We start from the raw sequence: 21,388 nt of genomic DNA on the forward strand, positions 1-21,388 counted from the left end.
GTGCGACCTTACAGACCGGTGGTAACGTCGATCCGGTGGCCCTCTTCGAGGGTCACGATCGCGCGCTTGGTATTCGACTGCGAGCCGAGATTGCCGCGGAAGATCTTGGTCTTGCCCTTGCGGACCAGCGTGTTGACGCTCTTGACCTTGACGTCGAACAGCTTCTCGATCGCTTCCTTGATCTGCGGCTTGGTCGCCTTCGCGGCCACCTTGAACAGGACCTTGTTGTGCTCGGACGCCAGCGTCGCCTTTTCGGTCACGACCGGGGCGACAATCACGTCGTAATGGCGGGGCTCGATGTTCTTCGTCATTTGAAGCGCGCCTCCAGCGCATCGATGGCGGCCTTGGTCAGAACCAGCTTCCGACGGCGCAGGATGTCATAGACGTTGATGCCCTGGATCGGCAGCACATCCATGTTCGGGATGTTGCGAGCGGCAGCGGCAAAACCGTTGTTGAGCTCGGCACCGTCGATGATCAGCGCGTTGGTCAGGCCGAGGCCCGAGAAGTGACCGAGCAGCGCCTTGGTCTTGGCGGCTTCCAGCGCGGCCTTGTCGATCACCAGCAGATCGCCGTCCTTGGCCTTGGCCGACAACGCATGCTTGAGCGCAAGCACGCGGACTTTCTTCGGCAAGCCGGTGGCGTGCGAACGCACCACCGGACCGAAGGCACGGCCGCCGCCACGGAACTGCGGCACGCGGGCCGAGCCGTGACGAGCACCGCCGGTGCCCTTCTGCTTGTACATCTTCTTGCCGGTGCGCCAGATCTCGGCGCGGCCCTTGGCCTTGTGCGTGCCGGCCTGACGCTTGTTGAGCTGCCACTGCACGCAACGTGCAAGGATGTCCTGGCGCGGCTCAAGGCCGAAAATGGTGTCGGAAAGCTGGACCGAGCCGGCTTCCTTGCCCTCGAGGGTCGTGACCTTCAATTCCATCTCACGCTCCCTCTTGCTGGGCCGCAGCCTCGGCTTCGCCGCCGGCAACCTTGAACTTGCCAGGCTTCGGAGCTTCCTTCGGCAGCGGCTTCTTGACGGCATCGCGCACGCGGATCCAGCCGCCCTTGGAGCCGGGAACGGCGCCTTCGACGAGGATCAGGCCGCGCTCGACATCGGTCTGGACGACGCGAAGGTTGAGCGTGGTGATGCGATCGACACCCATGTGGCCGGGCATCTTCTTGTTCTTCCAGGTCTTGCCCGGGTCCTGACGACCACCGGTCGAACCGATCGAACGGTGCGAGACGGACACGCCGTGGGTGGCGCGCAGACCGCCGAAGTTCCAGCGCTTCATACCGCCGGCAAAACCCTTACCGACCGAGGTACCGGTGACATCGACGAACTGGCCGACGACGAAGTGGTCGGCCAGGATCTCGGCACCAACCGGGATCATGGCATCCGCGGAGACGCGGAATTCCTCGACCTGCCGCTTCGGCTCGACCTTGGCGACGGCGAACTGGCCGCGCTCTGCCTTGGGCAGATACACGGTCTTGCGGCTGCCGGCACCAAGCTGGAGCGCGACGTAGCCGTTCTTCTCTTCAGTGCGGTGGGCTACGACCTGGCAATTGCCGAGCTTCAGCACGGTCACGGGGATATGTTCGCCGGCCTCTGTAAAGACCCGCGTCATCCCGACCTTTTGTGCGATCACTCCGGAGCGCATCGGCGTGCTTCCTGTTCTTTCTGTCCGCTAGGCGCGAACGTGATCCAAAAATCTTAGAGCTTGATCTCGACGTCGACACCGGCGGCCAGGTCGAGCTTCATCAAAGCGTCGACGGTCTGAGGGGTCGGATCGACGATGTCGAGCAGGCGCTTGTGAGTGCGCATCTCGAACTGCTCGCGGCTCTTCTTGTCGACGTGCGGCGAACGGTTGACGGTGAACTTCTCGATGCGGGTGGGCAGCGGAATGGGTCCGCGAACCTGCGCGCCGGTACGTTTCGCCGTGTTCACGATCTCGCGGGTCGACGTATCGAGAATTCGATGGTCGAACGCCTTGAGACGGATACGAATATTTTGGCCGTTCATTGCCGTGTCTTTCTTAGTGAGTGGCGAGTAGCGAACAGCGAATGGATTTCATCCACTCGCCACTCGCCATTCCCTATTCGCGTGATTACTCGATGATCGAGGCGACGACGCCGGCGCCGACGGTACGGCCGCCTTCGCGGATCGCGAAGCGGAGCTTCTCTTCCATCGCGATCGGCACGATCAGGTGCACTTCCATCGCGATGTTGTCGCCTGGCATCACCATCTCGGTGCCTTCCGGCAGATGCACGACACCGGTCACGTCGGTGGTGCGGAAGTAGAACTGCGGACGGTAGTTGGTGAAGAACGGGGTGTGGCGACCGCCCTCTTCCTTGGTGAGGATGTAGGCCTCGGCCTTGAACTTGGTGTGCGGCTTGACCGAACCCGGCTTCGCCAGCACCTGGCCACGCTCGACGTCCTCGCGCTTGGTGCCGCGGAGCAGCGCACCGATGTTGTCGCCGGCCTGGCCCTGATCGAGCAGCTTGCGGAACATTTCGACGCCGGTGACGGTGGTCTTCTGGGTCGCGCGCAGACCGACGATCTCGATTTCCTCGCCGACCTTGACGATGCCGCGCTCGACACGGCCGGTCACGACGGTGCCGCGGCCCGAGATCGAGAACACGTCTTCAACCGGCATCAGGAACGGCTGATCGATCGGACGCTCCGGCTGCGGGATGTACTCGTCGACGTTCTTCATCAGCTCGAGGATGGCGTCGTGGCCGAGCTTCTTGTCCGAATCTTCGAGAGCGGCGAGCGCCGAACCCTTGATGATCGGGATCTTGTCGCCCGGGAATTCGTACTTCGAGAGCAGCTCGCGTACCTCGAGCTCGACCAGTTCGAGCAGTTCCGGATCGTCCACCATGTCGCACTTGTTGAGGAACACAACGAGCGCGGGCACGCCGACCTGGCGGGCGAGCAGGATGTGCTCGCGGGTCTGCGGCATCGGGCCGTCGGCAGCCGACACGACCAGGATCGCGCCGTCCATCTGGGCAGCGCCGGTGATCATGTTCTTCACGTAGTCGGCGTGGCCGGGGCAGTCGACGTGGGCGTAGTGGCGGTTCTTGGTCTCGTACTCGACGTGCGCGGTCGAGATGGTGATGCCACGCGCCTTCTCTTCCGGCGCCTTGTCGATCTGGTCGTACGCCGTGAACGTCGCACCGCCGGTCTCGGCGAGAATCTTGGTGATCGCCGCGGTCAGCGACGTCTTGCCATGGTCGACGTGACCGATGGTGCCGATGTTGCAGTGCGGCTTGTTACGTTCAAACTTTGCTTTGGCCATTTGACTCTCCGTTCAATCGTCAGTTCGAGACCGACGACAATCAGGCAAACTTCTTCTGGACTTCTGCCGACACGTTTGCCGGCGCTTCTGCGTAGTGATCGAATTGCATGGTGAAGGTCGCGCGCCCCTGGCTCATCGAGCGCAGGTTGTTCACGTACCCAAACATGTTCATGAGCGGCACCATCGCGTTGATGACGTTGGCGTTGCCGCGCATGTCTTGACCCTGGATCTGACCGCGCCGGGAATTCAGGTCGCCGATGACCGAGCCGGTGTAGTCTTCCGGGGTCACCACTTCGACCTTCATGATCGGCTCGAGCAGGACGGACTTGCCCTTCTGCAAGGCTTCGCGGAAGGCCGCGCGCGACGCGATTTCGAAGGCGAGCGCCGACGAGTCGACATCGTGATACTTGCCGTCGACGAGCTGCACCTTGACGTCGACCACGGGGAAGCCCGCCACGACGCCAGAGCTCAAGACGCTGTTGATGCCCTTTTCGACGCCGGGGATGTATTCCTTCGGCACCGCGCCGCCGACGATCTTCGACTCGAACTCGTAGCCTTTGCCGGGCTCGTTCGGCTCGACGATGATCGACACTTCGGCGAACTGACCGGTACCGCCGGTCTGCTTCTTGTGGGTGTACTTGACCTCGGCCTTCTTGGTCACGCGCTCGCGGAACGCCACCTGCGGTGCGCCGATGTTCGCGTCGACCTTGTAGGTGCGCCTGAGGATGTCGACCTTGATGTCGAGGTGGAGTTCGCCCATGCCCTTGAGGATGGTCTGGCCGGACTCCTGGTCGGTCGACACGCGGAAGGACGGATCCTCCGCGGCGAGCTTCGCCAGCGCCACGCCCAGCTTTTCCTGGTCCGCTTTCGACTTCGGCTCGATCGCGATCTCGATGACCGGCTCGGGGAATTCCATCTTTTCGAGGATCACCTGCTTGTCGGGATCGCACAGCGTGTCACCGGTGCGCGCTTCCTTCAGACCGGCCAGCGCGACGATGTCGCCGGCATAGGCTTCCTTGATGTCTTCGCGGTTGTTCGCATGCATCAGCAGCATGCGTCCGATGCGCTCTTTCTTCTCGCGCGTCGAGTTCACGACACCGGTGCCGCTCTGGAGCACGCCCGAGTAGATGCGGCAGAAGGTAATGGTGCCGACGAACGGATCGTCCATGATCTTGAACGCGAGCAGCGCGAGCGGCTCCTTGTCGTCGGCCTTGCGCAAGACCTCATTGCCGCGGTCGTCGGTGCCCTTGATCGCGGGCACGTCGATCGGCGACGGCAGATAGTCGACGACGGCGTCGAGCAGCGGCTGCACGCCCTTGTTCTTGAAAGCCGAGCCGCAGAGCACGGGATAGAACGCGCCGGTCAGCACCGCCTTGCGGATCAGCCGCTTCAGCGTCGCTTCGTCCGGCTCGTTGCCGTCGAGGAAAGCAGCAAGCGCATCGTCGTCGAGCTCGACGGCGGCTTCCACCATTTTCTCGCGGTATTCCTTGGCCTGCTCGACGAGATCTTCCGGAATGTCGACATAGTCGAACTTCGCACCGAGCGATTCATCGTTCCAGACAATGCCCTTCATCTTCACGAGGTCGACGAGACCCTTGAAGTTGTTCTCGGCGCCGATCGGAAGCTGGATCGCAATCGGCTTGGCGCCGAGGCGGTCGACGATGTCGGCCAGGCACTTGAAGAAGTCGGCGCCGGTCTTGTCCATCTTGTTGGCGAAGACGATCCGCGGAACCTTGTACTTGTCGCCCTGGCGCCAGACGGTCTCGGTCTGGGGCTCCACGCCCTGGTTCGAGTCGAGCACGCAGACGGCGCCGTCGAGTACGCGCAGCGAACGCTCGACTTCGATGGTGAAGTCGACGTGGCCCGGGGTATCGATGATGTTCAGTCGCTTGCCGGCCCAGAACGCAGTGGTCGCAGCCGAGGTGATCGTGATGCCCCGCTCCTGCTCCTGCTCCATCCAATCCATCGTCGCGGCACCTTCGTGCACTTCGCCGATCTTGTGGCTCTTGCCGGTGTAATAGAGGATGCGCTCGGTCGTCGTGGTCTTGCCGGCGTCGATATGCGCCATGATACCGAAGTTGCGGTAGTCCTCGATGGCATGTTGGCGGGGCATAGGCGTTCCTTGCGAGTCCGAGTGTGTCGCCGTTACCAGCGATAGTGCGAGAAGGCGCGGTTGGCTTCCGCCATCCGGTGCACGTCTTCGCGCTTCTTGACGGCGTTACCGCGGCTGTTCGATGCGTCGAGAAGCTCCGCCGAAAGCCGTTCGGTCATCGTCTTCTCGTTCCGCTCGCGCGCAGCCGAAATCAGCCACCGAATGCCCAGCGCCTGACGGCGCACCGAACGAACCTCGACCGGAACCTGGTAGGTCGCGCCACCGACGCGGCGGGAGCGCACTTCGATCGTCGGCATGACGTTCTCGAGTGCCTGCTCGAACACGCCGAGCGGGTTCTGCTTGGTCTTGGATTCGATGAGGCCGAGCGCACCGTAGACGATGCCTTCGGCAACCGACTTCTTGCCGGCGTACATCACCGAGTTCATGAACTTCGTAATGATGATGTTCCCGAACTTCGGATCCGGCAGAACTTCGCGCTTTTCCGCTGAGTGACGACGAGACATGGATCTGGTTCCCGCTTACTTCGGACGCTTGGCGCCGTACTTCGAACGACGCTGCTTACGGTTCTTGACGCCCTGGGTATCCAGAACGCCGCGGAGGATGTGGTAGCGCACGCCGGGCAAATCCTTGACGCGACCGCCGCGGATCATGACCACGGAGTGCTCCTGGAGGTTATGGCCCTCGCCCGGGATGTAGCCGATCACCTCGAAGCCGTTGGTCAGGCGCACCTTGGCGACCTTACGAAGCGCCGAGTTCGGCTTCTTCGGGGTCGTGGTGTAGACGCGCGTGCAAACGCCGCGCTTTTGCGGCGACTGCTGCAGCGCTGGCACCTTCTTGCGCGACTTCTGCACTTCCCGCGGTTGTGCGATCAGCTGGTTGATCGTCGGCATTCTGGCCTTCACCCTTTTTCTGCCGCGGCCCGTCACCGGGTCCGCAAATTCTTCTCAAGCTACCCGCCCGACGAGGCCGCCATGCACGGAACAACCGCACAAAGCGAAATCGCGCCAACCACTCATCACTGAGCGGAAAGCGCTTCGACGCCACAGAGGACCGCGATTCTTGAGCTGATCAGCGAAATGCCGCAGCCCACGCACCGAGGTCATGCATCCGAGTTCGATCTCAAGAGAACATGCTCAAGAGAACTAAAACGCCTGGCATTGCCTAGCTATGATCGACAGCGTTTGAGCGGCATTCGTCGAGGTTGGTGCCTGCCAGGCGACCCCGAGGGGGTCAGGCAGGTGCTCCGTACCGACGCTGGCGATGCTCACCGCCTGTCGTTAAGTGATGCGCTTTCTATAAGTCGGAATCAGTCGAGTCAAGGTGAAACCACAGTCAGGAGCGCAGCTTGCGCCGGAGCGACACCGCGTTTGGCGCCCCTCCCCGCACACCCTACCGACATAGTGAGCCGCGGCCTCTTCACCAGCCCAGATGCACATTATACCCGGATGAAATATACTTTTATAACCGCTACTAAGGCTTTTTTTCCTCTTCGAGCGTCAATCTACCCGTTCGGCAGAGATTTGCGTCATGCGGTACACCGACATTGCGATCATCGGCGGAGGGCTCGCCGGCTCGACGGCCGCTGCAATGCTCGGCCGCGCCGGTATTTCGACGGTGCTGATTGATCCGCATGCCACCTATCCGGCCGATTTTCGCGTCGAAAAACTCAGCGGTCACACCCAAATCGAGCGATTCGCACGCACTGGAATTGCCGAGTCAGTGCTGCGCCACGCGACTTTTGCCGGCGAGAACTGGATCGCGCGATTCGGTCGCCTGCTCGACAAGGCGCCGAGCCGGCAGTTCAACATTCTCTACGATTGCCTGGTCAACGTCATCCGCGACGAGATCCCCGAGAACGTCGAGCGCGTCTGGGCCAAGGCGGTGTCGATCGAAACAAGCCCGGAGCGGCAGAGAATCACCCTTGCCAACGACGCGACGATCTCCGCCCGCCTGGTCGTGCTCGCGAACGGATTGAACGTCGGCCTGCGCCACCAGCTCGGCATCACGCGAAACATCGTCAGCGCCTGCCATTCGATCTCGATCGGGTTCGACATCGTGCCAACGGAGCGGACCTCGTTCGATTTCCCGGCGCTGACCTATTTCTCGGAGCGGCCGAGCGACCGCATCCCCTACATCTCGCTGTTTCCGATCGGCAAGCGGATGCGCGCCAATTTGTTCGTCTACCGCGGCTTCGACGATCCTTGGCTGCGCGAGCTGCGCCGGGCGCCGGCTGCGACACTGGATGCCGCCCTGCCGCGGCTCAAGCGTATCACCGGCCCGTTCGACATCGCCGGCGAGATCAGGATCCGCCCGGTTGATCTCTATGTGAATGACGCCAGCCATCAGCCTGGCCTGGTGCTGGTGGGTGATGCCTTCTCGACCTCCTGCCCGGTCGCCGGCACCGGCTGCGACAAGGTGTTCACCGACGTCGAACGGCTTTGCAGCGTCTACATTCCGCAGTGGTTGGCCTCCGACGGGATGGACGCGGACAAGATCGCCACCTTTTATGCCGATCCGCTCAAGCGGGCCTGCGATGAATGGTCGGTGGCAAAGGCGTTCGACTTCCGCTCGGTTTCGATCGCGACCAGCCCCTACTGGATGGCGCAGCGCTGGGCGCGCTTCTTTGCGTGGTCGGCCCAGGGATTTTTGCGGCGGCTTGGCGGCGTGATCCATCTGGAGCCGAACTTCCTCGGTCACTCCTCCTCGTCCTCGTCCTCGTCCTCATCATCCTCGTCGAGATCGTCGTCACTGTCGTCCTCGGCGTGAGCCGGAGCGCCGTGCGGCTGATGGGTCTGGTCGTCCCACAGCTTGCGATAAGTGCCGTTCTTGCAGAGCAGCTCGGCGTGCGAGCCGCGCTCGATCGCCCGGCCCCCTGAAATCACGATGATCTCGTCCATCTCCACCACCGAGGTCAGGCGGTGGGTCGACCAGATCATGGTGCGCCCCTTCGCAACCTTCAGCAGCGTGCGGTTGATCGCCGCTTCCGTGGTCTGGTCCAGCGCCGAGGTCGCTTCATCGAGCAGCAGCACGGACGGATTGCGGATAATCGCGCGTGCGATCGCGATGCGCTGGCGCTGGCCGCCCGACAGGGTATCGCCGCGCTCGCCCACCGACGTGTCGTAGCGCTGCGGCAGGCTCACGATGTAGCGGTGGATCTCGGCCTTCCTGGCCGCCTCCTCCACCTCCTCGTCGGTCGCGCCCTCCTTGCCGAGGCGGATGTTCTCGCGGATCGACATGTTGAACAGCATGTTCTCCTGGAACACGACGGCCATGCTCCGGCGCAGCGATTCCAGCGTCACCTTGCGGACATCGACACCGTCGATGGTGAGGCGCCCTTCGTCCGGCACATAGAGGCGCAGGATCAGATTGAGCAGCGTGCTCTTGCCGGAGCCGCTGGGGCCCACGATGGCGATTCGTTTGCCGACGTCGAGCTTGAGGCTGAGATTGTCCAGCACCGGCGTCTGGCTGCCTTCGTACTGGAAGGTCACACGGTCGAAGGTGATGTCGTGGCTGATGCGCGGCAGATCGGGCGCGCCGGGACGATCGGCGCCGCGCGTCGGCTCGTCCAGGAGTTCCAGGATGTGGCGGACGGCCGCGGCCGAGGAGATCGAGACCGGGATGAAGTGCATCACGTGGGCGATGTTGTAGGACACCTCCCAGAATGCGCTCTCGAAGGTCACGAAGGTGCCGATGGTGATCTGGCCCTTGGTCGCGAGATAGGCACCGATCGCGAGCACGACGAGGTGCAAAAGCAGCACCGAGATGGTGACGGTGCGCTCCACCATGGTCGACAGGAACGCCGCCGACGCCATCCTGTTGCGGGTCGCATCGTTGCGGAAAGTGAAGAAGCCGAACATCCTGCGTTGCAGGCTGAACGCCTTGATCACGGCCTGTGCCGCCACGTTCTCCTGCACCATGCCGAGCAGCGCGGATTCATTGAGCTTCTGCTCGTAGTTGGCCTGCACCGCATGCGGCGTGAGCATGCGGGGGCCGATCAGCGTGATCGGAAACACCAGCAGCGCGACCAACGCGAGCTGCCAGTTGAGGAAGAACATCAGGATGATGCCTGCAATCAACTCCAGGAGCGGCAACGCCGCGCTGTTGGCGAAGCTCTTGACAGAGCCCTCGAAGGCGGCGAGGTCGACGGAAAAGCGCGACAGAATCTCGCCGCGCTTGGTACGGCCGAAATAGGCCGCCGGCAGGTCCTGGACGTGCTCGAACAGCCGCTTGCGGACGTCGGAGATGACGCAGGCGGCTAGCCGCGCGTCCCAGCGCTCGTACCAGACCGCCACGATCGAGGTGAAGATCCCCGCGACCGCGAGCACGCCGAGGATCTTGTAGAGCGCCTGGAAATCCTCCTCGCCGAGCGCGTCGTCGATCAGGAATTTCAGGCTGAGCGGCATGATGACGTTGAACAGCGTCTCGATCAGTACGCCGAACGCCACGTACGCCAATATCCGCTTGTAATTGGCGAGATGGGGTTTGACGAAACCCCAGATGGTCGCGAGCGCGCCGGCGGCTTCGCGGGCGGTGAAGACGACGAGGTCTTCGTCCTCATCCTCGTCGTCGAGCTCCAGCTCGTCGTCCTCGTCTTCGTCGTCCTCTTCAAGGTCGGGGCTTTCGACCGCGGCGATCTTCTGTTCCAGCTCTGCCGCCTCTTGCGCGGCGAGCTTCTGTTTGTCGGGAGAGAGAGGCCTGGACGCCATGAAACCAACCGATGCTGACGGCCGGCATGACCGCAGAGAAAAGGAGAGAAATAGCGGAAAGCCGCTACTGCACCGATTCTATGCGATCAGGGTGAATTCGGCAAAGCAATTGGACGATCTCATCCGATCTCAAACGGCTAGTCTTCGTCCTCGATCTTGTCGAAGAAGGAATAGCGCAAGCTGTCGGCGTCGGCATACCACTGGCCGGGGCCCTTGTTGGCGGCAAGCGTCGCCTCCCAGAGCGCGTCGGTGCAGTCCTTGCGGTGCATCGCAAGGTCGAAGCCGTTGCCGAAGAACAGCTCGGACCATTCCCACCAGGTGCCGAGCTTCTTGACGCCGCGCAACAGGTCGTAGCGGTCGATCAGCGCCGGTGCCATGTCGGAGGTGATCGAGCCGAATACGAGGCCGGTCTTGACCACGCGGTTCAGCTCGCGGATCGCACGGACCACCTGCTTCGGGGAAATATGACAGAGGCTGGTCTCGAACACGAAGTCGAACGCACCGTCCTTGAACGGCATGTCGGTGATCGAGCCGAGCTTGTTGTACTTCTTCAGCTCCTTCGGCGTTTTGGCGTGGATGGCGCGGTTGTTCTCGATACCGAAGGCATCGAACCCGCGTTCGCGGAGCGCGCTGACCAGCTCGCCGCTCGCCGAGCCCGCGACCAGCAGCTTGGCACCCTGCGCCTTGCCCCAGACGATGCCGATCAGCTTCGTCAAATAGTCGGGATCGGTGAAGCGCTGCCACGCTTCGCTGTAAGGTCCCTGGCCGCGATAGTTCTCGAAATAGTCGCGGTCGATCTTGTCCGACAGCGGCTTGGCGTCCTGGCTGCGCACGCGGCGCAGGCGCATCATCTCGGTCAGGATGATGTCGGTCGCCGCATCCGAGGAGTCGAGCAGACCGTTCAGTGTCGAATCGAACAGATAGTCGCCGACCACCACGATGCCGGGATGTTCCTTCGGCTCGGGCCGGTGATTGGTCATGACGTCGCGCACGGGCAGGCCGCCCGGTATAGCGTTCACCGAGGACAGCCAGCGATGGATCTTGCCTTCCATGAAATGCGCGCGCGCATTCCCGAGGGAAGCCGGCAGCGATTTCAGCGCGGCGTCGATCAGCTCCTGGTCAGACAAATTGGCGAAGGCGAGCGCATCGGAACCGGGAATCAGCCAGTTCAGCACGCCGTGCTTGCCGACGTCGTGGCGCGCGCCTTCGTTGTAGACGCAGCAGCCGCCAAACGCTTCCGACATGAACCAGGCGCCGGAAATCCTGTCGCCCCAGAATGGGGAATCGAACAGGATCGAGACGCGCAAATAATGCGCCGGCCGGTCGAAATAGGAGACGTGCTTGACCATCGACTTGCGAAGCTGCTCGCCCTCCCAGCCCATGGTCGCGAGCCATGAATGCGGCAGGCAGACCAGCACGAGATCGAAGTCGCGCGTCTCCGGTCCCTTGCCGTTCATCATCTTGAGCTGATAGCGCCCGGTCGGCGCCTTGCCGACGGCGAGCACACGGTGATTGAGCTGGATGTCGGCATCGACCTCCGACTGGAGGCACTCGATGATCTGCTCGTTGCCGTTCTGGATGGAGTAGAGGCCGATATAGCCGTCGACATCCATCAAATAGTTCTTGAGCGCGTTGAGCCCGTTGGTGTTGTGGCTCTCGGTGGCGATATCGGAGCGCGCCATCACCTTGAAAAATCGTTTTGCGGTCTCGTCCTCGACCTCCTCGTCGAGCACTTGCTCGGCCGTCTTGTAGGCCCAGGGGTTCTCGTTGTCGTGCGCGCCGACGCCTTCGTAGTACTCGATCGGCGACATCTTCTCGGCACAACGTTGGCGGAACGCCTCGATTGCGGCCGCAGTCTTCGCGCCGTATTTGCGGCGCATGCCGGCGACGTCGTTGACGAGCTCGCCGCCGAACTGCACCTGCTCGGCGTCCATCGGAATGGTTTGCAAGCCAAAATGCTGGATCAGCTCGCGCAACGGGTCGGGCCCGGTCATCGAGTAGTCGTAGATCTCCGCAACGCCCGCCTCGTACATTGCGGGTGCGGAATCGAATTTGCGCGTGACGATCTTGCCGCCGAGCCGGTCGGAGGCCTCATAGATCGTGATGCGGCAGAGGTCGCCGAGCTTACGCTTCAGATACCAGGCGCTCATCAGCCCGCCGGGGCCGCCGCCTACGATTGCGAGATCAAGCATGTCAGTTCCGTGGTCTCCGGCCCTGCCCCCCGCGGGACCACCGGTCTAAGCTCCCTTAGCAGAAGCGCTTTTGCGCCTGAAGGAAAGATGAACAAAGGTTTGCACCGCAACGCAACAGGCAAACAAAGCAGCAAAAAGGCCGGCTTGCGCCGGCCTTTTCATTGTCCTCGGTATTCTTACGGATGAACCATTATTCCGCGGGCGGCAGCGCCATCGGCTCCACTTCCGGCGCCGGCGGCACGACCGCCGCCTGCTTCTCGCGCTCGTCGAGGATCATCTTGTCGCGCTTGACGGCGACTTCGCGGATCTTGGCCATCGAGGCGCCGGTGCCTGCCGGGATCAGCCGGCCGACAATGACGTTCTCCTTGAGACCTTCGAGCGGGTCGACCTTGCCATTGACCGCCGCTTCCGTGAGGACGCGGGTGGTCTCCTGGAACGAAGCCGCCGAGAAGAACGAGCGGGTCTGGAGGCTCGCCTTGGTGATGCCGAGCAGAACCGGCGTACCCGTAGCGATCTTCTTGCCTTCTTCCCTGGTCTTCTCGTTGATCTGGTCGAATTCGATCTTGTCGATCTGTTCGCCCGAGATCATGTCGGTGTCGCCCTGGTCGGTGACTTCCACCTTCTGGAGCATCTGACGGACAATCACCTCGATGTGCTTGTCGTTGATGAGCACGCCCTGGAGCCGGTAGACCTCCTGGATTTCGTTGACCAGATAGGCCGCGAGCTCCTCGATGCCCTTGACCGCCAGGATGTCGTGCGGTGCCGGGTTGCCTTCCACGATGAAGTCGCCCTTTTCGACGACGTCGCCGTCCTGAAGGTGGATGTGCTTGCCCTTCGGGATCAGGTACTCGCGCGCCTCGTCGGTCTTGTCCATCGGCTCGATCGAGATGCGACGCTTGTTCTTGTAGTCGCGTCCGAACCGGATGGTGCCCGCGATCTCGGCGATGATCGCCGCATCCTTCGGACGCCGTGCCTCGAACAGTTCCGCCACCCGCGGCAGACCGCCGGTGATGTCACGCGTCTTGGCGCTTTCGGTCGAGACACGGGCGAGGATGTCGCCTGCCTGGACCTTGGCTCCGACGTCGACCGACAGAATGCCGTCGACCGACAGCATGTAGCGGGCATCGCCGCCACGGGCGAGCTTGAGGACCTTGCCGTCCTTGCCCTTGACCACGATAGCCGGACGCAAATCCGCGCCGCCGCGCTGCGAGCGCCAGTCGATGACCACGCGCTTGGCGATACCGGTGGCTTCGTCCAGCGTTTCCGTGATCGACTGCCCCTCGACCAGATCCTCGAAGCCGATGGTGCCCTCCACTTCCGTGAGCAACGGACGGCTGTAGGGATCCCACTCGGCGATGCGCTGGCCGCGCTTGACCGTGTCGCCTTCGTCGACATGCAGGCGCGAACCGTACTGAATACGGTGCGTCGCACGCTCCGTGCCGTCGGCATCGACGATCGCGACCACCATGTTGCGCACCATCGCAACCAGATGGCCTTCGCTGTTGCGGGCGATGGCCTTGTTCCTAATCACGATCTTGCCGTCGAAGTTGGATTCGACGAACGATTGCTCGTTGAGCTGCGCCGCACCACCGATGTGGAAGGTGCGCATGGTGAGCTGGGTACCCGGCTCGCCGATCGACTGCGCCGCGATGACGCCGACCGCTTCACCGTGGTTGACCGGCGTGCCGCGAGCGAGATCGCGGCCGTAGCACTTGCCGCAGATGCCGTTGACGAGCTCGCAAGTCAGCGCCGAGCGGATCTTCACCTCCTGGACGCCGCCCTGGTGGATGGCATCCAGATGGCTCTCTTCCATCAGCGTACCGCGCTTGATGATCACCTTGCCCGAGCTGTCACGCACGTCTTCGCAGGCCGTGCGTCCGAGGATGCGCGAGCCGAGCGAAGCGACCACGGTGCCGGCATCGACGATGGCGCGCATCTTGATGCCGAGCTTGGTGCCGCAATCGTCCTGCGTGATAATGCAGTCCTGCGCCACGTCGACGAGACGCCGCGTCAGGTAGCCGGAGTTCGCGGTCTTCAACGCGGTGTCCGCGAGGCCCTTGCGGGCGCCGTGGGTCGAGTTGAAGTACTCGAGCACCGAGAGGCCTTCCTTGAAGTTCGAGATGATCGGCGTCTCGATGATCTCGCCCGACGGCTTGGCCATCAGGCCGCGCATGCCGGCGAGCTGGCGCATCTGCGCCGGCGAACCGCGCGCACCGGAGTGCGCCATCATGTAGATCGAGTTGATGTCGGCATCCGCTCCGCTTGCCGTCTTCTTGGTGGAGGAGATCTCCTTCATCATCGCCTTGGCGATTTCCTCGGTCGCCTTCGACCAGGCGTCGACAACCTTGTTGTACTTCTCGCCGTGGGTGATCAGACCGTCGTTGTACTGCTGCTCGAAATCCTTCGCCAGCGTACGGGTGGTATCGACGATCTTCCACTTCGAGTGCGGCACGACCATGTCGTCCTTGCCGAACGAGATGCCGGCTTTGAACGCGTTGTAGAAGCCGAGCGCCATGATGCGGTCGCAGAAGATCACCGTCTCCTTCTGACCGCAGTGGCGATAGACCTGGTCGATCACGCCGGAGATTTCGCGCTTGGTCATCAGCTTGTTGATGATCTCGTACGAAATTCTCGGGTTCTTCGGCAGCAGATTGCCGAGCATGACGCGACCTGCGGTGGTCTCGATCCAGCGCGTCGAGACCTTGCCGGTCTCGTCCATGCCCTGCCACCGATACTTGATCTTGGTGTGGAGGTGGATGACCTTCGCGTGCAGGGCATGCTCGAGCTCGGCCATGTCGCCGAACCGCTTGCCCTCGCCGGGCAGGCCTTCACGCATCACCGAGACGTAATACAGACCAAGCACGATGTCCTGCGACGGCACGATGATCGGCTGACCGTTGGCCGGATGCAGGATGTTGTTGGTCGACATCATCAGGACGCGCGCTTCCAGCTGCGCTTCGAGCGACAGCGGAACGTGCACGGCCATCTGGTCGCCGTCGAAGTCGGCGTTGAACGCGGCGCAGACCAGCGGATGAAGCTGGATCGCCTTGCCCTCGATCAGCACCGGCTCGAACGCCTGGATGCCGAGGCGATGCAGCGTCGGGGCGCGGTTCAGGAGCACCGGATGCTCGCGGATCACCTCGTCCAGGATGTCCCAGACCTCGGGCCGTTCCTTTTCGACCAGCTTCTTCGCCTGCTTCACCGTGGTGGACAGGCCCTTGGCGTCAAGCCGCGAATAGATGAACGGCTTGAACAGCTCGAGCGCCATCTTCTTCGGCAGGCCGCACTGATGCAGGCGCAGCTCGGGACCGACCACGATCACCGAACGGCCCGAATAGTCGACGCGCTTGCCGAGCAGGTTCTGGCGGAAGCGGCCCTGCTTGCCCTTGAGCATGTCGGCGAGCGACTTCAGCGGACGCTTGTTGGCGCCGGTGATGACGCGGCCACGGCGGCCGTTGTCGAACAGTGCGTCGACGGCCTCCTGAAGCATGCGCTTCTCGTTGCGGATGATGATGTCCGGCGCGCGCAGCTCCATCAGCCGCTTCAGGCGGTTGTTGCGGTTGATGACGCGGCGGTAGAGGTCGTTGAGATCCGACGTCGCGAAGCGGCCGCCGTCCAGCGGCACCAGCGGACGCAGATCCGGCGGGATCACCGGGACCACGGTCAGGATCATCCATTCCGGCTTGTTGCCGGAATGGCGGAACGCCTCGACGATCTTCAGGCGCTTGGCGAGTTTCTTGTGCTTGATGTCGGAGTCGGTCTCCTGCATCTCCGCGCGCAAGCTCAATTCGAGCTTCTCGAGGTCCATGCCCTTGAGCAGCTCGCGGATCGCTTCCGCGCCGATCATGGCGGTGAAGGAATCCTGGCCGTACTCGTCCTGCGCCTTCAGATACTCGTCTTCCGACAAGAGCTGACGGTCCTTGAGCGCGGTAAGGCCCGGCTCCAGCACGACGTAATATTCGAAATAAAGGATCCGCTCGAGATCCTTCAGCGTCATGTCCAGCAGCAGGCCGATGCGCGAGGGCAGCGACTTCAGGAACCAGATATGGGCAACGGGCGCCGCGAGCTCGATATGGCCCATGCGCTCGCGCCGGACGCGCGACAGCGTGACCTCGACCGAGCACTTCTCGCAGATGATGCCCTTGTACTTCATGCGCTTGTACTTGCCGCACAAGCACTCGTAATCCTTGATCGGCCCGAAGATGCGCGCGCAGAACAGGCCGTCGCGCTCGGGCTTGAAGGTACGGTAGTTGATGGTCTCCGGCTTCTTGATCTCGCCGTACGACCAGGACAGAATCTTCTCGGGGCTCGCGATCGAAATCCGGATCTGGTCGAAGACCTGAGCCGGCGTCGTCGGGTTAAAGAGATTCATAATTTCTTGGTTCATCGTCTTCTCCTCGCGTGCCGGTCGCCTCCGGCAGCAAATTCGAAAATCACTATGCGGGGCGCCCTGCCCTCAAGGCCTTGGGAGGGGCGCCGATGCCCGGCCGAGGCGGCCGGGCATGATAGATCGCGTTACTCGGCCGCTTCCGCCGTCCCCGGCCCGACCTTGGAATTGTGCAGGTCGACATTGAGGCCGAGCGAGCGCATTTCCTTGACCAGCACGTTGAACGATTCCGGAATACCGGCCTCGAAGGTGTCGTCGCCACGCACGATCGCCTCGTACACCTTGGTACGGCCGGCGACGTCGTCCGACTTCACGGTCAGCATCTCCTGGAGCGTGTAGGCCGCGCCGTAAGCTTCGAGCGCCCACACTTCCATTTCGCCGAAGCGCTGGCCGCCGAACTGCGCCTTGCCGCCCAGCGGCTGCTGGGTGACGAGCGAGTACGGACCGATCGAACGCGCGTGGATCTTGTCGTCGACGAGATGGTGCAGCTTGAGCATGTAGATGTAGCCCACCGTCACCTTGCGATCGAAGGCATCGCCGGTGCGGCCGTCATAGACGGTCGACTGGCCCGATGCGTCGAGACCCGCGAGCTTGAGCATCTCCTCGATGTCGGCTTCCTTGGCGCCGTCGAACACCGGCGTCGCGATCGGCACGCCGTGGCTCAGATTGCGGCCGAGCTCGATCAGTTCGCCGTCGTTGAGCGACTTGATCGTCTCGTCCTCGCCGTAGACCTTCTTCAAGGTTTCCTTCAGCGGCCTGATGTCCTGCTTCGCCAGATACGCATCGACGGTCTGGCCGATGCGCTTGCCGAGGCCGGCGCAAGCCCAGCCGAGATGCGTCTCGAGGATCTGCCCGACGTTCATGCGCGAAGGCACGCCCAGCGGATTGAGCACGATGTCGGCATGCGTACCGTCCTCCAGGAACGGCATGTCCTCGATCGGCACGATCTTCGACACCACACCCTTGTTGCCGTGGCGGCCGGCCATCTTGTCGCCGGGCTGGATCTTGCGCTTCACCGCGACGAAGACCTTGACCATCTTCATCACGCCGGGCGGCAATTCGTCACCGCGCTGAAGCTTCTCGACCTTGTCGAGGAAGCGCTGCTCGAGCCCCTTCTTCGATTCGTCGTACTGCTTCCGCATGGCCTCGATCTCGGCCATCAGCTTGTCGTTCGGCGAAGCGAACAGCCACCACTGCGACTTCGGGTACTCCTCGAGCACCGCACGGGTGATCTTGGTGTCCTTCTTGAAGCCCTTCGGACCGGCGATGCCCTGCCGTCCCTCGAGCAGCTCGGCAAGACGGTTATAGACGTTGCGGTCCAGGATCGCCTGCTCGTCGTCGCGGTCCTTGGCCAGACGCTCGATCTCTTCCCGCTCGATCGCCAGCGCACGCTCGTCCTTGTCGACGCCGTGACGGTTGAACACGCGCACTTCGACGATGGTGCCCTGCACGCCCGGGGGAACGCGCAGCGAGGTGTCGCGAACGTCGGAGGCCTTTTCGCCGAAGATGGCGCGCAGAAGCTTTTCTTCCGGCGTCATCGGGCTTTCGCCCTTCGGCGTGATCTTGCCGACCAGGATGTCGCCGGCGCGGACTTCCGCGCCGATGTAGACGATACCGGCTTCGTCGAGGTTCTTCAGCGCTTCTTCCGATACGTTCGGAATGTCGCGGGTGATTTCCTCGGGCCCGAGCTTGGTGTCGCGGGCCATCACCTCGAATTCTTCGATATGAATCGAGGTGAACACGTCTTCCTTCACAATCCGCTCGGAGAGCAAGATCGAGTCTTCGAAGTTGTAGCCGTTCCACGGCATGAACGCGACCAGCACGTTGCGGCCGAGCGCGAGCTCACCGAGATCGGTCGACGGACCGTCGGCGATGATGTCGCCCTTCTTGACCATGTCGCCGACCTTCACCAGCGGACGCTGGTTGATGCAGGTCGACTGGTTGGAGCGCTGGTACTTCATCAGCCGGTAGATATCGACGCCCGACTTGGTCGGATCGAGATCTTCGGTCGCACGGATGACGACGCGGGTCGCGTCGATCTGGTCGATCACGCCCGAACGGCGCGCCGCGATCGCAGCACCCGAGTCACGCGCAACGACACCTTCCATGCCGGTGCCGACGAACGGCGCTTCGGCGCGAACCAGCGGCACCGCCTGGCGCTGCATGTTCGAGCCCATCAGCGCGCGGTTGGCGTCGTCGTTCTCGAGGAACGGGATCAGCGCCGCGGCGACCGAAACGAGCTGCTTCGGCGACACGTCCATGTAGTCGACCTTGTCCGGCGTCACCGGCAAGACTTCGCCGGCGTGACGGCAGACCACGAGGTCTTCGGTGAAGCGGCCCTTCGCGTCGAGCGGCACGTTGGCCTGCGCGACCGTGTAGCGGCCCTCCTCCATCGCCGAGAGGTACACGACCTCGTCGGTGACGCGGCCGTCCTTGACCTTGCGGTAAGGCGTCTCGACGAAGCCGTACTTGTTGACGCGCGCGAAGGTGGCGAGCGAGTTGATCAGACCGATGTTCGGGCCTTCCGGCGTCTCGATCGGGCAGATACGGCCGTAATGCGTCGGATGCACGTCGCGCACCTCGAAGCCGGCGCGCTCGCGGGTCAGACCGCCCGGTCCAAGCGCCGAGAGACGACGCTTGTGGGTGATCTCCGACAGCGGGTTGGTCTGGTCCATGAACTGCGAGAGCTGCGAGGAGCCGAAGAACTCGCGCACGGCGGCAGCCGCCGGCTTCGCGTTGATCAGGTCCTGCGGCATGACCGTGTCGATGTCGACCGAGGACATGCGCTCCTTGATCGCGCGCTCCATACGCAGGAGGCCGATGCGGTACTGGTTCTCCATGAGCTCGCCGACCGAACGCACACGGCGGTTGCCAAGGTGGTCGATGTCGTCGATCTCGCCCTTGCCGTCGCGCAGATCCACCAGCGTCTTGATGACGGAGAGGATGTCTTCCTTGCGCAGCGTGCGCTGGGTGTCGGGCGCATCGAGGTCGAGACGCATGTTCATCTTGACGCGGCCGACCGCGGACAGGTCGTAGCGCTCGGCGTCGAAGAACAGCGACTGGAACATCGCCTGTGCCGAATCCAGCGTCGGCGGCTCGCCCGGACGCATCACGCGGTAGATGTCGAACAGCGCGTCCTCACGCGTCATGTTCTTGTCGGCCGCGAGCGTGTTGCGGATGTAGGCGCCGACATTGACGTGGTCGATGTCGAGCAGCGGCAGCTCCTTGTAGCCCTGCTCGTTGAGGGCCTTCATGGACTTGTCGGTGATCTCTTCACCGGCTTCCGCGTGGATCTCGCCGGTCTTGGGATTGACGAGGTCCTCGGCGAGGTAGTTGCCGACGAGCTCCTCGTCCGACAGGCGCAGCGCCTTCAGGCCCTTCTCCTGCATCTGACGCGCACCGCGCACGGTGAGCTTCTTGCCGGCCTCGAGCACGACCTTGCCGGTGTCGGCGTCGATCAAATCGTTGATGGTCGAGTAACCGCGGAAACGGTTGGCATCGAACGGAACGCGCCAGCCTTCCTTGGTCCGCTTGTAGAGGATCTTCTTGTAGAACGTGCTGAGGATCGCTTCGCCGTCGAGGCCGAGCGCGAACATCAGCGAGGTCACCGGCAGCTTGCGGCGACGGTCGATACGCGCATAGACGATGTCCTTGGCGTCGAACTCGATGTCGAGCCAGGAGCCGCGATACGGAATCACGCGGGCAGCGAACAGCAGCTTGCCCGAGGAATGGGTCTTGCCTTTGTCATGGTCGAAGAACACGCCGGGCGAACGGTGCATCTGCGAGACGATGACGCGCTCGGTGCCGTTGACGATGAAGGTGCCGTTCATCGTCATGAGCGGAATGTCGCCCATGTAGACGTCCTGCTCCTTGATGTCCTTCACCGATTTCGCGCCGGTTTCCTCGTCGATATCGAACACGATGAGGCGCAGCGTCACTTTGAGCGGTGCCGCGAAGGTCATGCCGCGCTGGCGGCACTCGTCGACGTCGTATTTCGGCGGCTCGAACTCGTAGCGGACGAATTCCAGCATCGAGGTGCCGGAGAAATCCGAGATCGGGAACACCGAGCGGAACACCGCCTGCAAGCCCTCGTCCGACCGCCCGCCCTGGGGTTCGTCGACCATCAGGAACTGGTCATAGGACGCCTTCTGAACCTCGATGAGGTTCGGCATCTCGGCGACTTCCTTGATGTGTCCGAAGAACTTGCGAACGCGTTTGCGACCGGTGAATGTCTGCTGCGCCATCGTGGCCTCTCATTTCGGCGCCCGATGTGGGCGCGCCCTCCGGAACGCAGCTGCCGCCGCTCCCCGGGTTGAATTTTTCGAACCCGTTTTGGGGACCAAAAGTCCAGTTTCAGGCCGTCATGTCCTGAATCTGTTCTTCAGACCTTCAAAACGCAAAACGACGCGCGGGGCGCATAGGCACGCCCGCCCGTCACAACGATCGTTTTCACGGACTGCAAAAGCCCGAAATAGCCTGCTCTCCCAACGGCTTTCAGGGAAATCGCATCCCTGCCCACCGCGCTTTCGTGCTGCCGACCCGATATGGGGCGACAATAGTGGAGATTCGAGGGGTACACCCTCAAATCCCCACACTTTTTCGTGTTCGGCCTGCGTCGGGATGTTCCGTCGCACGCCTTTTGCATCAGACCCGCCGCTCCATGGCTGGAAACAGCCACTGAATCTGCGGGTCGGGATCCCGGGTTG

At 62.7% G+C, this 21,388-nt stretch carries 13 protein-coding genes; 1 reads left to right on the top strand and 12 read right to left on the bottom strand.

What is annotated here, in order from left to right; translation table 11 throughout:
• Positions 1-8: 8 nt before the first annotated feature.
• The 8 genes from AC0L2O_RS32845 to rpsL all read right to left on the bottom strand — a co-directional run bounded on the left by AC0L2O_RS32845 (position 9) and on the right by rpsL (position 6,287).
• Positions 9-311 carry a 50S ribosomal protein L23 gene (locus AC0L2O_RS32845; RefSeq protein ID WP_247436933.1) on the bottom strand — a complete coding sequence of 101 codons (303 nt, stop codon included), beginning with the start codon at positions 309-311 and terminating at the stop codon, positions 9-11.
• Positions 308-928, bottom strand: a complete 621-nt coding sequence (gene rplD, locus AC0L2O_RS32850) for a 50S ribosomal protein L4 (RefSeq protein ID WP_369723104.1) — start codon at positions 926-928, stop codon at positions 308-310. Before rplD ends, AC0L2O_RS32845 begins: the two co-directional genes overlap by 4 nt.
• A gap of 1 nt (position 929) precedes the next feature.
• Complete coding sequence (gene rplC / locus AC0L2O_RS32855) at positions 930-1,646, bottom strand: 50S ribosomal protein L3 (protein WP_369723103.1); 717 nt, start codon at positions 1,644-1,646, stop codon at positions 930-932.
• Positions 1,647-1,699: 53 nt separating this feature from the next.
• On the bottom strand, positions 1,700-2,008 hold the full coding sequence (gene rpsJ / locus AC0L2O_RS32860; RefSeq protein WP_002712302.1) for a 30S ribosomal protein S10: 309 nt from the start codon (positions 2,006-2,008) through the stop codon (positions 1,700-1,702).
• Positions 2,009-2,093: 85 nt separating this feature from the next.
• A complete protein-coding gene (gene tuf / locus AC0L2O_RS32865; protein WP_129268061.1) occupies positions 2,094-3,284 on the bottom strand; it encodes an elongation factor Tu in 1,191 nt (396 codons plus the stop codon).
• 40 nt (positions 3,285-3,324) lie between these two features.
• Positions 3,325-5,397, bottom strand: coding sequence for an elongation factor G (gene fusA, locus AC0L2O_RS32870; RefSeq protein ID WP_369723102.1), 2,073 nt, complete (start codon positions 5,395-5,397; stop codon positions 3,325-3,327).
• 32 nt (positions 5,398-5,429) lie between these two features.
• Entirely contained in the window at positions 5,430-5,900 is a 471-nt protein-coding gene (gene rpsG / locus AC0L2O_RS32875; protein ID WP_045008219.1) for a 30S ribosomal protein S7, read from the bottom strand.
• Between the two features lie 15 nt (positions 5,901-5,915).
• Complete coding sequence (gene rpsL / locus AC0L2O_RS32880) at positions 5,916-6,287, bottom strand: 30S ribosomal protein S12 (protein WP_007603006.1); 372 nt, start codon at positions 6,285-6,287, stop codon at positions 5,916-5,918.
• A gap of 637 nt (positions 6,288-6,924) precedes the next feature.
• Between rpsL and AC0L2O_RS32885 the strand changes: the two genes are divergently transcribed.
• Positions 6,925-8,163 carry an FAD-dependent oxidoreductase gene (locus tag AC0L2O_RS32885; RefSeq protein WP_473372668.1) on the top strand — a complete coding sequence of 413 codons (1,239 nt, stop codon included), beginning with the start codon at positions 6,925-6,927 and terminating at the stop codon, positions 8,161-8,163.
• Here the strand turns inward: AC0L2O_RS32885 and AC0L2O_RS32890 are convergent.
• The 4 genes from AC0L2O_RS32890 to rpoB all read right to left on the bottom strand — a co-directional run bounded on the left by AC0L2O_RS32890 (position 8,091) and on the right by rpoB (position 20,926).
• A complete protein-coding gene (locus AC0L2O_RS32890; RefSeq protein WP_473372669.1) occupies positions 8,091-10,103 on the bottom strand; it encodes an ABC transporter ATP-binding protein in 2,013 nt (670 codons plus the stop codon). The two genes, AC0L2O_RS32885 and AC0L2O_RS32890, sit on opposite strands and share 73 nt — an antisense overlap.
• A gap of 137 nt (positions 10,104-10,240) precedes the next feature.
• Positions 10,241-12,295 carry an FAD-dependent oxidoreductase gene (locus tag AC0L2O_RS32895; protein ID WP_473372670.1) on the bottom strand — a complete coding sequence of 685 codons (2,055 nt, stop codon included), beginning with the start codon at positions 12,293-12,295 and terminating at the stop codon, positions 10,241-10,243.
• 190 nt (positions 12,296-12,485) lie between these two features.
• The gene (gene rpoC, locus AC0L2O_RS32900; protein ID WP_369723098.1) at positions 12,486-16,682 is read right to left on the bottom strand and encodes a DNA-directed RNA polymerase subunit beta'; all 4,197 of its coding nucleotides are present in this window, start codon (positions 16,680-16,682) and stop codon (positions 12,486-12,488) included.
• Positions 16,683-16,810: 128 nt separating this feature from the next.
• On the bottom strand, positions 16,811-20,926 hold the full coding sequence (rpoB, locus tag AC0L2O_RS32905; RefSeq protein ID WP_369723097.1) for a DNA-directed RNA polymerase subunit beta: 4,116 nt from the start codon (positions 20,924-20,926) through the stop codon (positions 16,811-16,813).
• Positions 20,927-21,388 lie beyond the last annotated feature (462 nt).

This window comes from Bradyrhizobium sp. Kon10, assembly GCF_055807395.1.